Origin of the sequence: Mycolicibacterium vaccae NBRC 14118 = CIP 105934 (assembly GCF_001552715.1) — a bacterium.
In the GTDB taxonomy this organism is placed as follows: domain Bacteria; phylum Actinomycetota; class Actinomycetes; order Mycobacteriales; family Mycobacteriaceae; genus Mycobacterium; species Mycobacterium vaccae.
The window spans coordinates 1-16,464 of record NZ_BCRS01000024.1 but is presented as its reverse complement, the minus strand read 5'-3'; the positions used below and the strand labels follow the sequence as shown (position 1 = coordinate 16,464).

At 68.0% G+C, this 16,464-nt stretch carries 18 protein-coding genes; 13 read left to right on the top strand and 5 right to left on the bottom strand.

Annotation, left to right across the window (positions count from 1 at the left end; genetic code table 11):
• The first annotated feature begins 61 nt into the window (after nucleotides 1-61).
• From tuf to MVA01S_RS07155, 4 genes are all read left to right on the top strand, one after another.
• Entirely contained in the window at nucleotides 62-1,252 is a 1,191-nt protein-coding gene (gene tuf, locus MVA01S_RS07170) for an elongation factor Tu (protein ID WP_003929599.1), read from the top strand.
• A 206-nt stretch (nucleotides 1,253-1,458) separates the two neighbouring features.
• Nucleotides 1,459-2,277 (top strand): cutinase family protein, encoded by an 819-nt coding sequence (locus tag MVA01S_RS07165; RefSeq protein WP_040540768.1) that lies wholly within the window; start codon nucleotides 1,459-1,461, stop codon nucleotides 2,275-2,277.
• A gap of 25 nt (nucleotides 2,278-2,302) precedes the next feature.
• The gene (locus tag MVA01S_RS07160; protein WP_003929597.1) at nucleotides 2,303-3,121 is read left to right on the top strand and encodes an SHOCT domain-containing protein; all 819 of its coding nucleotides are present in this window, start codon (nucleotides 2,303-2,305) and stop codon (nucleotides 3,119-3,121) included.
• A 46-nt stretch (nucleotides 3,122-3,167) separates the two neighbouring features.
• Entirely contained in the window at nucleotides 3,168-4,019 is an 852-nt protein-coding gene (locus MVA01S_RS07155; protein WP_040540678.1) for a mycofactocin-coupled SDR family oxidoreductase, read from the top strand.
• On the opposite strand, the gene rocD is transcribed toward MVA01S_RS07155, so the two are convergent.
• On the bottom strand, nucleotides 4,016-5,233 hold the full coding sequence (gene rocD / locus MVA01S_RS07150; protein ID WP_040540675.1) for an ornithine--oxo-acid transaminase: 1,218 nt from the start codon (nucleotides 5,231-5,233) through the stop codon (nucleotides 4,016-4,018). The genes MVA01S_RS07155 and rocD overlap by 4 nt on opposite strands.
• Entirely contained in the window at nucleotides 5,230-6,078 is an 849-nt protein-coding gene (gene ddaH / locus MVA01S_RS07145) for a dimethylargininase (protein WP_003929594.1), read from the bottom strand. The genes rocD and ddaH overlap by 4 nt, the downstream gene beginning before the upstream one ends.
• 113 nt (nucleotides 6,079-6,191) lie before the next feature.
• On the opposite strand from ddaH, the gene MVA01S_RS07140 reads away from it, so the two are divergent.
• From MVA01S_RS07140 to MVA01S_RS07130, 3 genes are all read left to right on the top strand, one after another.
• Entirely contained in the window at nucleotides 6,192-6,638 is a 447-nt protein-coding gene (locus MVA01S_RS07140; RefSeq protein ID WP_003929593.1) for an Rv2324 family transcriptional regulator, read from the top strand.
• 56 nt (nucleotides 6,639-6,694) lie between these two features.
• Nucleotides 6,695-7,879: an NAD(P)/FAD-dependent oxidoreductase gene (locus tag MVA01S_RS07135; RefSeq protein ID WP_174538863.1), complete on the top strand. Its 1,185-nt coding sequence runs from the start codon at nucleotides 6,695-6,697 to the stop codon at nucleotides 7,877-7,879.
• A gap of 92 nt (nucleotides 7,880-7,971) precedes the next feature.
• Entirely contained in the window at nucleotides 7,972-9,504 is a 1,533-nt protein-coding gene (locus MVA01S_RS07130; protein WP_003929591.1) for an HNH endonuclease signature motif containing protein, read from the top strand.
• On the opposite strand, the gene MVA01S_RS07125 is transcribed toward MVA01S_RS07130, so the two are convergent.
• From MVA01S_RS07125 to mftR, 3 genes are read right to left on the bottom strand one after another with little or no spacing between them, the layout of a single operon-like run.
• Nucleotides 9,501-10,778 (bottom strand): VOC family protein, encoded by a 1,278-nt coding sequence (locus MVA01S_RS07125; protein WP_003929590.1) that lies wholly within the window; start codon nucleotides 10,776-10,778, stop codon nucleotides 9,501-9,503. The two genes, MVA01S_RS07130 and MVA01S_RS07125, sit on opposite strands and share 4 nt — an antisense overlap.
• Nucleotides 10,775-11,299, bottom strand: coding sequence for an RNA polymerase sigma factor (locus tag MVA01S_RS07120; protein ID WP_003929589.1), 525 nt, complete (start codon nucleotides 11,297-11,299; stop codon nucleotides 10,775-10,777). The genes MVA01S_RS07125 and MVA01S_RS07120 overlap by 4 nt, the downstream gene beginning before the upstream one ends.
• A gap of 16 nt (nucleotides 11,300-11,315) precedes the next feature.
• Entirely contained in the window at nucleotides 11,316-11,930 is a 615-nt protein-coding gene (mftR, locus tag MVA01S_RS07115; protein WP_003929588.1) for a mycofactocin system transcriptional regulator MftR, read from the bottom strand.
• Nucleotides 11,931-12,031: 101 nt separating this feature from the next.
• On the opposite strand from mftR, the gene mftA reads away from it, so the two are divergent.
• The 6 genes from mftA to mftF form a co-directional block, all read left to right on the top strand.
• Nucleotides 12,032-12,124, top strand: coding sequence for a mycofactocin precursor MftA (gene mftA / locus MVA01S_RS32340; protein ID WP_003929587.1), 93 nt, complete (start codon nucleotides 12,032-12,034; stop codon nucleotides 12,122-12,124).
• A 2-nt stretch (nucleotides 12,125-12,126) separates the two neighbouring features.
• A complete protein-coding gene (gene mftB, locus MVA01S_RS07110) occupies nucleotides 12,127-12,417 on the top strand; it encodes a mycofactocin biosynthesis chaperone MftB (protein WP_003929586.1) in 291 nt (96 codons plus the stop codon).
• Nucleotides 12,414-13,601, top strand: a complete 1,188-nt coding sequence (gene mftC, locus MVA01S_RS07105) for a mycofactocin radical SAM maturase (RefSeq protein WP_003929585.1) — start codon at nucleotides 12,414-12,416, stop codon at nucleotides 13,599-13,601. The genes mftB and mftC overlap by 4 nt, the downstream gene beginning before the upstream one ends.
• Nucleotides 13,602-13,604: 3 nt before the next feature.
• Nucleotides 13,605-14,780: a pre-mycofactocin synthase MftD gene (gene mftD / locus MVA01S_RS07100; protein ID WP_003929584.1), complete on the top strand. Its 1,176-nt coding sequence runs from the start codon at nucleotides 13,605-13,607 to the stop codon at nucleotides 14,778-14,780.
• A gap of 101 nt (nucleotides 14,781-14,881) precedes the next feature.
• Nucleotides 14,882-15,637, top strand: coding sequence for a mycofactocin biosynthesis peptidyl-dipeptidase MftE (gene mftE / locus MVA01S_RS07095; protein WP_040540668.1), 756 nt, complete (start codon nucleotides 14,882-14,884; stop codon nucleotides 15,635-15,637).
• Nucleotides 15,634-16,464 (top strand): mycofactocin biosynthesis glycosyltransferase MftF (mftF, locus tag MVA01S_RS07090; protein WP_082762376.1); only part of this gene is annotated, 831 nt, incomplete at its 3' end. The genes mftE and mftF, both read left to right, overlap by 4 nt.

The following is a 16,464-nucleotide window of genomic DNA, read 5'->3' as shown; positions in this document are numbered from 1 at the left end:
CAACTGCAACGATCAACACTGCTTTAGAAGAAGCACCAACACAGTCCAGGAGGACACAGAAGTGGCGAAGGCGAAGTTCGAGCGGACGAAGCCGCACGTCAACATCGGGACCATCGGTCACGTTGACCACGGCAAGACCACACTGACTGCAGCGATCACCAAGGTCCTGCACGACAAGTACCCCGATTTGAACGAGTCGCGCGCATTCGACCAGATCGACAATGCGCCCGAGGAGCGTCAGCGCGGTATCACGATCAACATCTCCCACGTGGAGTACCAGACCGACAAGCGTCACTACGCACACGTCGACGCCCCCGGTCACGCTGACTACATCAAGAACATGATCACCGGTGCCGCCCAGATGGACGGCGCAATCCTCGTGGTCGCCGCCACTGACGGCCCGATGCCGCAGACCCGCGAGCACGTGCTGCTGGCCCGCCAGGTCGGCGTGCCCTACATCCTGGTGGCCCTGAACAAGGCCGACATGGTGGACGACGAGGAGCTCATCGAGCTCGTCGAGATGGAGGTCCGCGAACTGCTGGCCGCCCAGGACTTCGACGAGGAAGCTCCGGTCATCAAGGTGTCGGCGCTCAAGGCGCTCGAGGGCGACCCGCAGTGGGTCAAGTCCGTCGAGGAGCTCATGGAGGCCGTGGACGCCTCGATCCCGGATCCGGTCCGCGAGACCGACAAGCCGTTCCTGATGCCCGTCGAGGACGTCTTCACGATCACCGGCCGCGGCACCGTGGTCACCGGTCGTGTCGAGCGCGGCGTGATCAACGTGAACGAGGAAGTCGAGATCGTCGGCATCCGCCCGACCGTCACCAAGACGACCGTCACCGGTGTCGAGATGTTCCGCAAGCTGCTCGATCAGGGCATGGCGGGCGACAACGTCGGTCTGCTGGTGCGTGGCATCAAGCGTGAGGACGTCGAGCGTGGCCAGGTTGTGGTCAAGCCCGGCACCACCACGCCGCACACCGAGTTCGAGGGCAGCGTCTACATCCTGTCCAAGGACGAGGGTGGCCGCCACACGCCGTTCTTCAACAACTACCGCCCGCAGTTCTACTTCCGTACCACGGACGTGACCGGCGTGGTGACCCTCCCCGAGGGCACCGAGATGGTGATGCCCGGTGACAACACCGACATCTCCGTCAAGCTGATCCAGCCCGTCGCCATGGACGAGGGCCTGCGCTTCGCGATCCGCGAGGGTGGCCGTACCGTCGGCGCCGGCCGCGTCACCAAGATCATCAAGTGATGATCTGAACCCAGTTCCGCGAAAGTGGCGCTCACCTCCGGGTGGGCGCCACTTTTGTGTTCCCGACCGGTGTAACGGGTCGACAAACAAGTCCGATGTATTGGGCAACGGCTGTCGAGGGGTCAGTCGGGGTGTGAAGTGAGGATCGTCGCTTGAGGTTCGTTGAGAAGAGCTTGAGGTTCGTCGAGAAGAGCAGGACCGGCCTGATGGCACTCGCGGCTGCGGTGGGGGCCGCTGCCGCCACCGTCCTGACGGCCGGGGCTGCGTCCGCGCAGCCCGCCTGTCCGGATGTGCACTGGATCGGGGCCGCGGGCTCCGGTGAGCGCGCCGGGTACATGAGCGCCGACGCCGGCATGGGCCGGGTCGTGTACAAGTCCTACCGTGATTTCGCGTCGCTGGTTCAGCAGAGCGGCCGCACGATCACCGCCGAGGCGGTCAACTATCCCGCCACCGAGGTGCCCGAGGACGGCGGCGTCCTGGCATGGGCGGGATTCATGAGCAGTGTCGACACCGGCGCGGACGCGCTGGGTCTCCAGTACCAGCAGTTCGTCGCGCAGTGCCCGACCAGCCAGGTGGTGCTCGCCGGGTACTCGCAGGGCGCGATGGTGGTGCACCGCAACCTGCACGCACTCGATGCGAGCCCGAATCTTGCCGCTGCGCTGCTCGTCGCCGACGGCGACCGTCTTCCGCAGGACCCGACGATCAACCTCGGCTCGGTGACGTCGGTGCCGGGCGCAGGCAAGGGTGTCGCGCAGGACTGGCCGATCCTGGCCGGGGCTCCCGGGCCGCTGCCGGTGACGATCGGTGCCAGGACCATCAGCGTCTGCGATCTCGGGGATGCGGTGTGCGACTACGACCCCGACGCCGAGGACGAGATGAACCCGGCCGCCGTCGCGGTGCACACGAGCTACGCCCGCAGGACGGCAGCGATGGATCCCTGGACGGTGCCGCTGTACCAACTCGTCAGCCGGGTGCCCGCGCCCGCACCGGCTGCGCTTCCCGTGCAGGTAGCAGCCGGCTCCTGAGCCGTTCGGCGGTCATAATCTCCGCATGTCGACGTTCTGGCGATATGTGAAGATTCAGCTCTTCATGCTGCTGTGCGGCATCGTGGGGCCGATCTTCCTGGTCATCTACTTCGCCACCGGTGCCGATCCGCTGCTCAAGTGGATGTTCTGGACGGGCCTGCTCGTCACCGCGGGCGACGTGCTGATCGCGCTGGTACTAACCAACCTGGGCACCCGGTCCGCGGCCAGGAAGCAGGCGCTGGAAGCCACGGGCGTGCTGGCTCTGGCCCAGGTGGTCGGGATCCACGAGACGCACACGAGGATCAACGAACAGCCCCTGGTCAAACTGGACCTGCAGGTGTCCGGGCCGGGCATCACGCCGTTCGTGACGCAGGACCAGGTGGTCGCGTCGGTGAGCCGGCTGCCGATGATCACCGGCGGCAAACTGGTGATGCTCGTGGAGCCCGTGACGAACGAGTACCAGATCGATTGGGAGCGAAGCGCTTTCGTCGCAGGCTTGATGCCGGCCACGTTCAGCGTCGCCGACGACGACCGGACCTACGACCTGACCGGTCAAGCCGACGCGCTGATGGAGATCCTGCAGGTGCTCAAATCGCACGGCATCGGGATGGGCGGCCTGGTCGACCTCCGTGCCAACCCGGCGGCGCGCAGGCAGGTGCAGGACATCGTCCGGCACGCCGCCGCTCAGCAGACGCCACCGCCGGTGCCCGCGGCCTATCTGCCGTCGTCCGCCGAACCGACCACCTCGCAACGTCTTCAGGAGCTCGAGACCCTGCGGGCGACCGGTTCGATCACCGAGGACGAGTACACCGCCAAACGTCAGCAGATCATCGCCGACCTCTGAGCGGGATTACTAGAACGCGTTCTAATTCGGCTGTTAGCCTGACCCCATGGCATCAGGTGCACCCTTGGAAGGCCGCGTCGCGCTGATCACCGGCGCTGCGCGAGGTCAGGGCCGCGCGCACGCGGCCCGGTTGGCCGCAGACGGCGCCGACATCGTCGCGATCGACGTCTGCCGGCCCGTCTCGGACTCGATCACCTACCCGATGCCCACCTCCGAGGACCTGGCCGAGACGGTGCGCCTGGTTGAGGCCACCGGCCGCAAGGTGCTGGCCCGCGAGGTCGACATCCGCGACCTGGCCGCCCAGCAGCAGCTCGTCGCCGACGCGGTCGAGCAGTTCGGCCGGCTCGATATCGTGGTGGCCAACGCCGGCGTGTTGAGCTGGGGCCGCATCTGGGAGATGTCAGAGGAGCAGTGGGACACCGTCGTCGACGTCAACCTCAACGGCACCTGGCGCACGATCCGCGCGGCGGTGCCCGCGATGATCGACGCCGGCAACGGCGGTTCGATCGTCATCGTCAGCTCGTCGGCCGGGTTGAAGGCCACGCCGGGCAATGCGCATTACGCGGCGTCCAAGCACGGCCTGGTGGCGCTGACCAATGCGCTGGCCCTGGAGGCGGGGGAGTACGGCATCCGGGTGAACTCGATCCATCCGTACTCGATCGACACGCCGATGATCGAGAAGGACGCGATGATGGAGATCTTCTCGAAGTACCCGACGTTCTTGCACAGCTTCGCACCGATGCCGTTCAAACCCGTTGCGCGCGAAGGTAAACCAGGCCTGCAGGAGTTCATGACGGTCGAGCAGGTCGCCGACGTGGTGGCCTGGCTGGCCAGTGACGCATCGGCGACGATCTCGGGGTCGCAGATCGCCGTCGACCGCGGCACCATGAAGTACTAGCTACTCAGCACTGCGGCGAACTGCTCAACGGCCCAGTCGATCTCGTCGGCGGTGACCACCAGCGGGGGCGCGAAGCGCAGCGTCGAACCGTGGGTGTCCTTGACGAGCACGCCGCGTTCGGCCAGGCGCAGGCTGACCTGCTTGCCGCTGCCGAGCGCCGGGTCCAGGTCGACCCCGGCCCACAGCCCCTTCCCGCGTACCGCCAGCACTCCGCGGCCGGTGAGTGCGGCCAGGCGCGCGTGCAGGTGCGCGCCGAGTTCGGCGGAGCGGCGCTGGAACTCGCCCCGGCGCAGGATCTCCACGACCGTGCTGCCGATCGCGGTGGCCAGCGGGTTCCCCCCGAACGTGGAGCCGTGCTCGCCGGGGTGCAGCACGCCGAGGACGTCGCTGTCGGCGACCACCGCCGACAGCGGGACCACGCCGCCGCCGAGTGCCTTGCCCAGCAGGTACACATCGGGCACCACGCCCCAGTGGTCGCATGCGAACGTCCGCCCGGTGCGGGCGAGCCCGGACTGGATCTCGTCGGCGATCATCAGCACCCGGCGTTCGGTGCAGAGCGCGCGCACCCGCGGCAGGTAGTCGTCGGGAGGCACGATGACGCCTGCCTCGCCCTGGATCGGTTCCAGCAGGACGGCGACGGTCTCGTCGTCCACCGCCCGGGCCAGCGCGTCGGCGTCGCCGAAGGGCACCGCGCGGAAGCCGGGCGTGTAGGGACCGAACCCGCGGCGCGCGGTCTCGTCGTCGGAGAAACTGATGATCGTCGTGGTGCGACCGTGGAAGTTGTTGTGCGCGACAATGATATTAGGGGTACTCGGGTGATTGACGCCCTTGACGTCGGCGCCCCACTTGCGCGCCACCTTGATGGCGCTCTCCACGGCCTCGGCGCCGCTGTTCATCGGCAGCACCATGTCCTTGCCGCACAGCTCTGCCAGCGACGCGCAGAACGGGGCGAGCCGGTCGGAGTGGAACGCGCGGCTGACCAGGGTCACCGCGTCGAGCTGCGCGTGGGCCGCCGCGACGATCTCGGGGTTGCGGTGCCCGAAGTTCACGGCGGAGTACGCGGCCAGGCAGTCGAGATAGCGGCGCCCGTCGACATCGGTGATCCAGGCGCCGTCGGCGCGCGCGGCGACAACCGGCAGCGGGGAGTAGTTGTGCGCGACGTGCCGGCGGTCGAGGTCGATGATCGCGTCGGCGGTGGACGTCATGGCCGTCATCGGTGGATCTCCAGCGTGCAGCATTTCACCGACCCGCCTCCCTTCAGCAGTTCGGACAGGTCGACGGGCACCGGGTGGAAGCCGGCGCGATGCAACTGCTCGGCGAAACCGGTTGCTGCCGAGGGTAATACGACGTTGCGCCCGTCGGAGACGACGTTGAGGCCCAGCACGTAGGCGTCGGCGCTGGCGACTTCGGCGGCGTCGGGGAACAGGCGTTCCAAGGTCGCGCGGGAGGCGGGCGCGAACGCCGGAGGGTAGTAGGCGACGGTCGCGTCGTCGAGTACGGCCAGTGCGGTGTCGAGGTGGTAGAAGCGCGGATCCACCAGTTCCAGGCTGACGACCGGCATCCCGATGTGGGCGGCGACCTCGTCGTGGGCGCGACGGTCGGTGCGGAAGCCGTACCCGGCGAGAATCGTCGAGCCGACCGCGAGGAAGTCGCCCTGACCCTCGTTGACATGCCGGGTCTCGTTGGGGTGGTAGCCGTTTCGCGACATCCACTCGGCATACGCAATGGCTTCCCCGGTGCGCTCGGGGTAGGCGAAGCGGGCGACGACGGCCCGGCCGTTGACGACCGTGCCGCCGTTGGCCGCGTAGACCATGTCCGGCAGGCCGGGCAGCGGATCGAGGAGTTCGACGGCGTGGCCGAGGTCGAGATAGGTGCGCCGCAGGGCCTCCCACTGGGCGAGCGCGCGGTCGGTGTCGACCGGCGTCGTGGTGTCCATCCACGGGTTGATGGCGTAGTCGACGGCGAAGTGCGTCGGCGGGGTCATCAGGTAGTGGCGCTTGCCGGCGGTGCGTTCGGTGGTGCGCTCGAGGGACTGTGCGCCGGCGAGCTCGGTCGTCATAAAACACACGATATTGGCGGCATTTCACGCAATCAATCGACGAATCTTGCGTGTCTTGTGCTGATCTGTTGTTCTAGGAGAGCATTCCCGGCGATCTATTGTGTAGGAGCGAGATGGACCGGCTCGATGACACCGATGAGCGCATTCTGGCCGAGTTGGCCGACAACGCCCGGGCGACGTTCGCCGAGATCGGCCACCAGGTGAACCTGTCCGCTCCGGCGGTGAAGCGCCGGGTGGACCGGATGGTGGACGCGGGCGTCATCAAGGGATTCACCACGGTGATCGATCGCAGCGCGCTGGGGTGGACGACCGAGGCCTACGTCCAGGTGTTCTGCCACGGCACCATCGCGCCCACCGCGCTGCGGGCAGCCTGGCGCGACATCCCGGAAGTGGTCAGCGCTGCGACGGTGACGGGCACGGCTGACGCGATGCTGCACGTGCTGGCGCGCGACATGCGGCACCTGGAGGAGGCGCTGGAACGCATCCGGGCCAGCGCGGACGTCGAACGCAGTGAGAGCATCGTCGTGCTGTCCAACCTCATCGAGCGCGCACCACGCTGAGCAGCTAGCTGTGGGGTGGCGCACAACAGCGTCCCGGCATCGTGTACAAAGCCCACGTGAGCACATCTGAGGTGTCCGGCGGCGTTGTCATCGTCGGCGGCGGGCTGGCGGCCGCCCGCACGGCCGAGCAGTTGCGTCGTGCGGAGTATGCGGGAGCGGTCACGATCGTCAGCGACGAGGATCACCTGCCGTATGACCGGCCGCCGCTGTCCAAAGAGGTGCTGCGCGCCGAGACCGACGACGTCACGCTGAAGCCGGCCGAGTTCTACGCCGACAACAACATCACCGTGCTGCTCGGCAACGGTGCGAAGTCGGTGGACGCCGAGGCGAAGACATTGACCCTGGCCGACGGCACCGTATTGAGCTACGACGAGCTGGTCATCGCGACCGGCCTTGTGCCCAAGCGTATTCCGTCCTTCCCTGACCTGGCCGGCATCCACGTGCTGCGCAACTTCGACGAGAGCCTGGCCCTGCGCAAGGAGGCCGGGACGGCCCGCCATGCGGTCGTGGTGGGCGCCGGTTTCATCGGCTGCGAGGTCGCGGCCAGCCTGCGCAAGCTCGGTGTCGACGTGGTGCTCGTGGAGCCGCAGCCCGCGCCGCTGGCCTCTGTGCTCGGCCGCCAGATCGGCGACCTGGTGACGCGACTGCACCGCGCCGAGGGGGTCGACGTCCGCTGCGGCGTCGGGGTCTCCGGCGTCAGTGGCGACGACCGGGTCCGCGCGGTCACGCTGAGCGACGGCACGGAGCTGTCCGCCGACATCGTCATCGTGGGCATCGGTTCGCACCCCGCGACGGATTGGCTCACCGGCAGCGGCATCGCGGTCGACAACGGCGTGGTCTGCGACGAGGCCGGCCGCGCGAGCGCGCCGCACGTATGGGCCATCGGCGACGTCGCGTCGTGGCGCGACACGGTCGGCGGTCAAGTGCGCGTTGAGCATTGGAGCAACGTCGCCGACCAGGCGCGGGTGCTGGTGCCGACCATGCTGGGTCAGGAACCGCCGGCCGCCGTTTCGGTGCCGTACTTCTGGAGCGACCAGTACGACGTCAAGATCCAGGCCCTCGGTGAGCCGGAGGCCACCGACACCGTGCACATCGTCGAAGACGACGGACGTAAGTTCCTCGCCTACTACGAGCGCGACGGCGTCGTGGTCGGCGTGGTCGGCGGCGGCTTCCCGGGCAAGGTCATGAAAGTCCGGTCCAAGATCGCCGCCGGCGCGCCGATCTCCGACCTCCTCGGCTAGCCTTCTCGCCCAGACTGCGCCGAGGATGCAATCTCGGCGAGGGCTGTGGATATCCGCGGTAACTGTCGGCGGAGGCGGGTAGGATCGAACGTATGTTCGATCGAATGCATGCGGGGAGGGATGAGCCGGCCCTGATCGCTGCGATCGAAGAGGCTGCGCGTGAGGAAGCCCAGGCCGGTGCGCGCAAGTTGGCCGCGATCGCCGAATTGGTCGATCTGACGGTCGAGGAGGACGACGAACGCGGCAGGTGGGCTTTCGATCCATGGAAGAACGCCGCGTGCCACGTCGGTGCCGCACTGTCGATCAGTCAGCAGCGCGCCTCTGCTCAGATGTGCATTGCGACGGCGCTGCGTTACCGACTGCCCAAGGTTGCGGCCTTGTACTTGCGGGGCCGACTGAGTGCCCGGTTGATCTCGGAGATCACTTGGCGCACGCAGCTGGTCGCCGACGAAGTCATTGCCGTCGTCGATGCGACGCTGGCCGGTAAGGCCGAGAAGTGGGGGCCGCTGTCCGACGAGAAACTGATCAAGGGAATCAACGCCGAGATCGAGCGTCACGACCCCGACGCAGTACGCCGCACGAAGGAAGTTCTCAAGAAGCGGGATGTGCATATCGGGGCGCATGACGATCCCAACGAGGTCATTTCGCTCTGGGGATTGTTGTTGCCTCCTGACGCCGCGGCATACAGAGCTCGGATTGCCAAGCTCGTCAAGGGGCTGTGTGACGCGGATCCGCGGCCGATAGGCGAGCGGCGATCGGATGCAATGGGTGCGATCGGTCGGGGCGATGACCACCTGCCGTGCCGGTGCGGCGCTTCGGCATGCGCCGCGAGCGGTCCCGGGAAATCGAACATCGTGATTCACGTGATCGCCGACGAGGCTGCGGTCGATGCCGCGCAGCAGCTGATCGCCGCCGAGGACCGCGGACGGCAGAATGTCAGGGTCGAGCCTGAGGCCGAAGGGGAGACCGATTCCTGCGCAAAGGAATCCGGGGTGGCACTGCTTCCGGCGGCTCAGGTCCTGCCGATCGCCGAGTTGGCAGAGGCCATCCGCTCGGGAGCGTCGATCAAGCCGTTGTGGCTGCCGGGCCCCGATCCCGAACCGCGCTATCAGCCCTCGGCAAAGCTGGCCGCCTTCATTCGCGCCCGCGACCTGTTCTGCCGCTTCCCGGGATGCGATGTTCCCGCCGAACGCTGCGACATCGACCACGTCGTTCCTTATCCGTACGGGCCGACCCACGCGTCGAACATGCACTGCAAGTGCCGAACTCACCACTTGATGAAGACCTTCTGGGGCGGCTCCGACGGCTGGCGCGATAGACAACTACCCGATGGCACCGTCATCTGGACCACGCCGGCCGGGCAGACCTACACCACGACGCCCGGGAGTCGGCTGTTCTTCCCGACGTGGAACACGACGACCGCGGAACTGCCGCCGATGACCCAACCCCCACCCGGGGCGGGCCGCGATGTCCAGATGCCGAAACGGCAACGCACCCGAGCCGCGGACAGGGCGGCACGCATCAAGGCCGAGCGTGAGTCCAACGCTGTCCAACGCGTCATCGATCGGCAACCCCGAGAACCTCAGCCGCCACCTGATTACGGCGACGACCCGCCGCCTTTCTAGAGCTCGCCGAGGTAGAAGCGGGTCCCCTGATCATCGGTGCACAGCGCGGACTTCCCGTAGGACTGCTGCGACGGCTCATCGATCACGGTGCCGCCCGCCTCGCGCACCCGCGCCACCGCCGCGTCGATGTCGTCCACGGTCCACATCGGCACGGTGACGGCAGTCGTACTGCCGCCCGCGGCACCCGACATCGGACGGGTCCCTTCGATTTCCCAGCCGTCGGCGACCCGCCCGGGCGAGAACGTCCAGAACAACACCCTGCTGTAGAACGCTCTGAACTCGGCCGAATCCGGCACCTCGTAGGTGATATAGGACAGCTCGCCGGGCCCGCCGCCGTTCAGCAGCGGCCTCGGTTCCACCTGATTCGGGACGTACACGCCGAACTCGGCGCCCTGAGAGTCGGTGGCGCGCAGCACGTCACCGAAACCCAGCCGCTCGACCGCGCCGACGGATCCGCCGCCGGACACGATGCTGTCCCGCGCGCCGTCCAGGTCGGTCACCGCGTAGCAGCAGAACAGCGTCTGTCGGTCTGCCGACGCCAGGCCGATGCGCTGACCGACGTTGGTCACCGTCTGGGTCGCGGCGTCGACCTCCCAGCCGAGCACGCGGCCGTAGAACGCCGCCGCGAGTTGCGCGTCCGGCGTCCACACCGAAACGAACCCGACGTCACCGTGCTGGATCGGCACGACGGCGCCGGTCACCGGGCCGGTGAGCATCCATCGGTGCCCGAACGGGTCGACCAGTGCGGCGTTTCGGGCGCCGTAATTCTCGTACGGCTCGCGCTGGATGTGCGCACCCCCGTCGCGGGCGCGCCGCAACGCGGCATCGGTGTCTGTCACCGTGACCATCAGGCTCACCGAGACCGCTTGCGGGGAAGGCGCTTTCAGCCCGATCTCGGGGTACTCATCGGCCAGGTAGAGCACGCCGCCGGCCAGCGACAGTTCGGCGTGCCCAATTCGGCCGTCGTCCATCTCGACCGGATCGCCGGCCAGCGCGGCGCCGAATACGTCGATGTACCAGTCGATGGCGGCGCGGGCGTCGGCGACGGTGAGATAGGGCACGGCCGCACCGTGCACCACCGGCGCCGGCCGGGTGAGTTCGGCGATGGCAGTATCGGTTCCGCTCATGGTCACTCCTTGGGTTCGGTCGGGTTGCTGTTCGAAGAGATCGGCCGCGGACTCGAGCCGGGCCCGCAGGCGCCGCGCGAACCCCTGATCCGGTGCGACGGGGAGGTCGCCGGCGCGCAGCACGTCGAGCGGGTCGTATCCGGTCACGGCCGTCCTCCTTCCGGTTGCGGGTACGCGGCTCGGAACGCGCGCCGGGCGCGCACGAGCAGCGCCTCGGTCGCGTGGACCGTGCGCCCGATCAACTCGGCGCACTCCGGCACCGAGCAGTCGTCCATGTAGCGCAGCGCCAGCACGGTGCGGTGGTGCGCGGGCAGCCGGGCCAGCACCTGCTCGGCGACGATGCGGTTCAGTTCCGCGTCCCAGGTGTCCTCGGGGTCGGCCGGTTCGGGTGGCTCAGCCATCGGCACCGAGTGCCGGTCATGCCGCCGCCGGTAGTGGTCGGCCAGCTTGTGCCGTGCCACCCCGATGAGCCACGGCACCGTCAGTTCCGGCGGTGACGGTTTGCGCGCAGCATCCATCGCCGCCAGGAAGGTCTCCGACGTCAGGTCCTCGGCCGCCCCGCGGTCACCGCAGCGCCTGACGAAGTAGCCGTAGACCGCCGGCAGAGCCTCGTCGTACAGCGCGAGCAGTGCCCGCGGAGCGTGCTCGCCGTCCGGTTGGGCGCTCACACCTCTATCGTCGCCTTCAGGCGCCGAACTCCGACACCCCAGTTTCCAGACCGGCCAGACCGGACGACAGCATGTCGAACGACTCGCCCAGCGCGACCGGCAGCGCCACCGACTCGTCGGCCAGCCAGTGCTCGTAGGCCGACAGGGACACCGCGAGCATCGTCCACGCCACCGTCTGCGGCATCAGGTGCGCCGGCTCGACTCCCAGCCTGCGGGCCACGAAGGCTGCGATCACCGCCCGCCACCCCGCATACATCGTCATCGAATAGGCCTGCAGCGCTTCGGTCTCCAGGATCAGCCGCATCCGCTGCCGGTGCCGTTCGGGGTCGTCGAAGTCGTTGAACGCCAGCAGCGCGGTGCGCAGCGCGTCGCGGATCGGCACGCCTGGGCCGAACTCGTCGAGCAGTTCCCGCATGTGCCCGAGGTGGGCGTCGAAGTCGCCCCAGGGCAGCGCGCTCTTGGACGGGTAGTAGCGGAACAGGGTCCGGCGGGCGATGCCGGCCGCGGCCGCGACGTCGTCGACGCTGACGTCGTCGAACCCGCGCGCCATGAACAGGTCCAGCGCGACATCGCTGAGGTGCGCGAAGCTCGTCGACCGGCGGCGGCCCACCCGCGCTTTTGCGGCGCCCATCTGCCCCCTCTTCCGTTTCTGCACTCGATGCCATATTGTGAGCGACCTACGTCACAAGTGTCGAGACCCTACCGGGTCCAGTCAGCAGAAAGGCCAGATCCATGGATCAGAATCAGCATGCCCAGACCGACGAACTGGTGACCGAGAGCCTGGTCGAAGAGGTCTCGATCGACGGGATGTGCGGGGTCTACTGAGCATGACTGCGCCGACGTTTGACGCCGACCGGCACTGGCGGTTGCACCCGCAGGTGGCGGTGCGGCCGGAGCCGTTCGGCGCCCTGCTCTACCACTTCGGGACCCGCAAGCTGTCGTTCCTGAAGAACCGGACGATCGTCGAGGTGATCAACTCGCTTCCTGATCACCCCGACGCTCGTTCCGCTTGCCGCGCCGCCGGGATCGACGATGCCGCGCAGGCGCCCTACTTCCACGCGCTGGGTGTGCTGGTCCAGTCGCAGATGCTCGTCGCCGACCCAGGAGAGAAGTCATGACGCTCGCCGCACCCGTACCCCGGCTCGTCGACCAGTTCGAGCGCGGCCTGGACGCACCCATCTGCCTGACGTGGGAGCTCACCTACGCGTGCAACCTGTCCTGCGTGCACTGCCTGTCCTCGTCGGGCAAGCGCGACCCGCGCGAGCTGTCCACCCAGCAGTGCAAGGACATCATCGACGAGCTCGAACGCATGCAGGTGTTCTATGTGAACATCGGTGGCGGAGAACCCACTGTGCGCAGCGACTTCTGGGAGCTCGTCGACTACGCGACCGAGCACCACGTCGGGGTGAAGTTCTCCACCAACGGGGTTCGGATCAACAAAGAGGTGGCCGCCAAACTGGCCGCCAGTGACTACGTCGACGTGCAGATCTCGCTCGACGGCGCCACCGCCGAGGTCAACGACGCGGTCCGCGGCCCGGGTTCGTTCGCGATGGCGATCCGTGCCCTGGAGAACCTCAAAGAGGCGGGCTTCAAGGACGCCAAGATCTCGGTGGTGGTCACCCGTCACAACATCGACCAGCTCGACGACTTCAAGGCGCTGGCCGACAACTACGGCGCCACGCTGCGCATCACCCGACTGCGCCCGTCGGGCCGCGGCGCCGACGTGTGGGACGACCTGCACCCGACGCCGGCCCAGCAGGTCCAGCTCTACGACTGGCTGGTCGCCCGCGGCGAGCGGGTGCTCACGGGTGACTCGTTCTTCCATCTGTCGGGGCTGGGTGAGCCCGGCGCGCTGGCAGGCCTGAACCTGTGCGGTGCGGGGCGCGTGGTCTGCCTGATCGACCCGGTGGGCGACGTCTACGCCTGCCCGTTCGCCATCCACGACAAGTTCCTGGCCGGAAACATTCTCACCAGCAATGGCTTCCAAGACGTGTGGCAGAACTCGGAACTGTTCCGCGAGTTACGCGAGCCGCAGTCGGCCGGCGCCTGCAGCGGGTGCAACCACTACGACGCCTGCCGCGGCGGCTGCATGGCCGCCAAGTTCTTCACGGGCCTGCCGCTGGACGGCCCTGATCCCGAGTGCGTCCAGGGCTACGGTGAGCCGGCGCTGGCGCTGGAACGCGACAAGCCGAAATCCAGCGTGGACCACTCGCGCTCCGGCGGCCGCACACCCAAGGGCCCCATCCCGCTCACACTTCTGACCGTTCCTCCGAAGAAGTTCTGCAACGAAAGTCCTGTGTAACCCATGGCACGTGATACCTGGTTCGAAACCGTCGCCATCGCCCAGCAGCGGGCGAAGAAGCGGCTGCCGAAATCCGCCTACTCCTCGCTGATCTCGGCGAGCGAGAAGGGCGTGACCGTTTCCGACAACGTCGAGTCGTTCGCCGAACTCGGCTTCGCCCCGCATGTCATCGGCGCCACCGAGAAGCGCGAGATGTCGACAACGGTGATGGGGCAGGATATTTCGCTGCCGGTGATCATCTCGCCGACCGGCGTGCAGGCCATCGACCCGGACGGTGAGGTGGCGGTGGCACGCGCGGCCGCTGCGCGCGGCACCGCGATGGGCCTGTCCTCGTTCGCGAGCAAGCCGATGGAGGAGGTCACGGCGGTCAACGACAAGATCTTCTTCCAGATCTACTGGCTGGGCAGCCGCGACGAGATCCTCGCGCGCATGGAGCGCGCCAGGGCGGCCGGTGCCAAGGGCCTGATCCTGACCACCGACTGGAGCTTCGCGCACGGACGGGACTGGGGTAGCCCGAAGATCCCGGAGCAGATGGATCTCAAGACCATGCTGCGAATGTCGCCGGAGGTCATCACGAAGCCGCGCTGGTTCTTCAGCTTCGCCAAGAATCTGCGTCCACCGGACCTGCGGGTGCCCAACCAGGGCCGCATCGGTGAGGCGGGTCCGACCTTTTTCGAGGCCTACGGCCAGTGGATGGGCACTCCGCCTCCGACCTGGGAAGACGTCGCCTGGCTGCGCGAGCAGTGGGGTGGACCGTTCCTGCTCAAGGGCACGGTGCGTGTCGATGACGCCAAACGCGCTGTGGATGCCGGTGTTTCGGCGATCACCGTGTCCAACCACGGCGGCAACAACATCGACGGCACACCCGCGGCGATCCGCTGCCTGCCGGCCATCGCCGATGCTGTCGGCGACCAGGTCGAGGTTTTGCTGGACGGCGGGATCCGGCGCGGCAGCGACGTGGTCAAAGCCGTTGCTCTGGGAGCCAGGGCCGTGATGATCGGCCGCGCCTATCTGTGGGGCCTGGCGGCCAACGGACAGGCTGGCGTCGAGAATGTGCTCGACATCCTGCGCGGTGGTATCGACTCAGCGCTGATGGGTTTGGGCAAATCCTCGATCCACGAACTGACCCGCGAGGACATCCTGGTCCCGGAGGGTTTCACCAGGACTCTCGGGGTCTGATACGGGCGGGGCACAGGGGGCTGGTGTGTTTGCGCGACCGGCCCCCGGCCCAGTTCGGTAAATCAGTTGCTTCGCATGACCCAACATCCGGCGCACGGCAGGTGAATTCGGCCTACCATCGTCGCGTGGTCTTCCCCCGTGAGCTCGGGAACTCAACGTCGAGGCAGCTGCACGACTCTTTGACCCAGCAGATGCCCGCATTGGTCGTTCCAGTCGGTTCCCTCGAGCAACACGGACCCCATCTTCCGTTGGACACCGACACCCGCATCGCCTCCGCCGTCGCGGAGGCTCTCATCACCCGGCTGCGGGCCGGGGACTCGCCGGAGTGGGTGATCGCGCCTGCCATCGGCTACGGGGCCAGCGGGGAGCACGAGGGCTTCCCGGGCACCGTCTCGGTCGGCACCGCCGTGCTGGCCCAGCTGCTGACCGAGTTCGCCCGATCCGCGTGCCGCTGGGCCTCGCGGATCGTGTTCGTCAACGGCCACGGCGGTAACGTCGAGGCGCTGCGCCGTGCCGTGGGCCTGCTGCGCGACGAGAGCCGGGATGTGGGATGGTCGTCCTGTGTGTCCAGCAATGCCGATGCGCATGCCGGTCATACCGAAACATCCGTATTGCTACATATTTCGCCGGACGCGGTGAGGCAGGATGAGCTGGTGCCGGGCAACCGGGCGCCGCTGTCTGAGCTGATGCCGCAGATGCGGCGAGGGGGAGTGGCCGCGGTGAGTTCGCTGGGGATTCTGGGGGATCCCACCACCGCGACCGCGGAGGAGGGGGAGAGGATCTTTGCCGAGATGGTCGACGCGTGTGCGGGGCGGGTTCGCCGCTGGGCACCGGACCGCGTGGGGATGCTGACGTGACGGGGCCACGGCTTCCGGACGGGTTCGCAGTCCAGGTGGACCGGCGGGTGCGGGTGCTCGGCGAGGGCGCCGCCCTGCTCGGCGGTTCGCCGACGCGTCTGCTCCGGCTTGCCCCCGCCGCGCAGACCATGCTCAACGGCGGCAGGCTCGAAGTGCACGACGCGGTCAGCGCGCAGCTGGCGCGCACCCTGCTCGACGCCACCGTTGCCCATCCGCGCCCGCTCAGCGGACCGTCGCACCGTGACGTCACGGTGGTGATCCCGGTGCGCGACAACGCTTCCGGCCTGGGTCGGCTGGTCGCCGCGCTGCGCGGGCTGCGGGTCGTGATTGTCGACGACGGCTCGGCCGTGCCGGTGGCCGAGTCGGACTTCGCGTCGATGCGGTGCGACGTCTGCGTGCTGCGCCACGACACCAGCAGGGGACCCGCAGCCGCCCGCAACACCGGGCTGGCGTCCTGCACCACCGATCTGGTCGCGTTCCTGGACTCCGACGTCGTCCCCCGCAAGGGCTGGCTCGAAGCGTTGCTCGGCCATTTCTGCGACCCGGCGGTGGCCCTGGTCGCGCCGCGCATCGTCGCGCTGAACCCGTCCGACAGTGTCGTCGCCCGGTACGAGGCCGTGCGCTCGTCGCTGGACCTCGGCGTGCGCGAGGCACCGGTGATCCCGTTCGGGAACGTGTCCTACGTGCCCAGCGCCGCGATCATCTGCAGGCGCACCGCGCTGCTGGAGGTCGGCGGCTTCGACGAGTCGCTGGTCTCCGGGGAGGACGTCGACCTGTGCTGGCGGCTCAACGAGGCGGGCGCCCGTCTGCGTTACGAGCCGATCGCG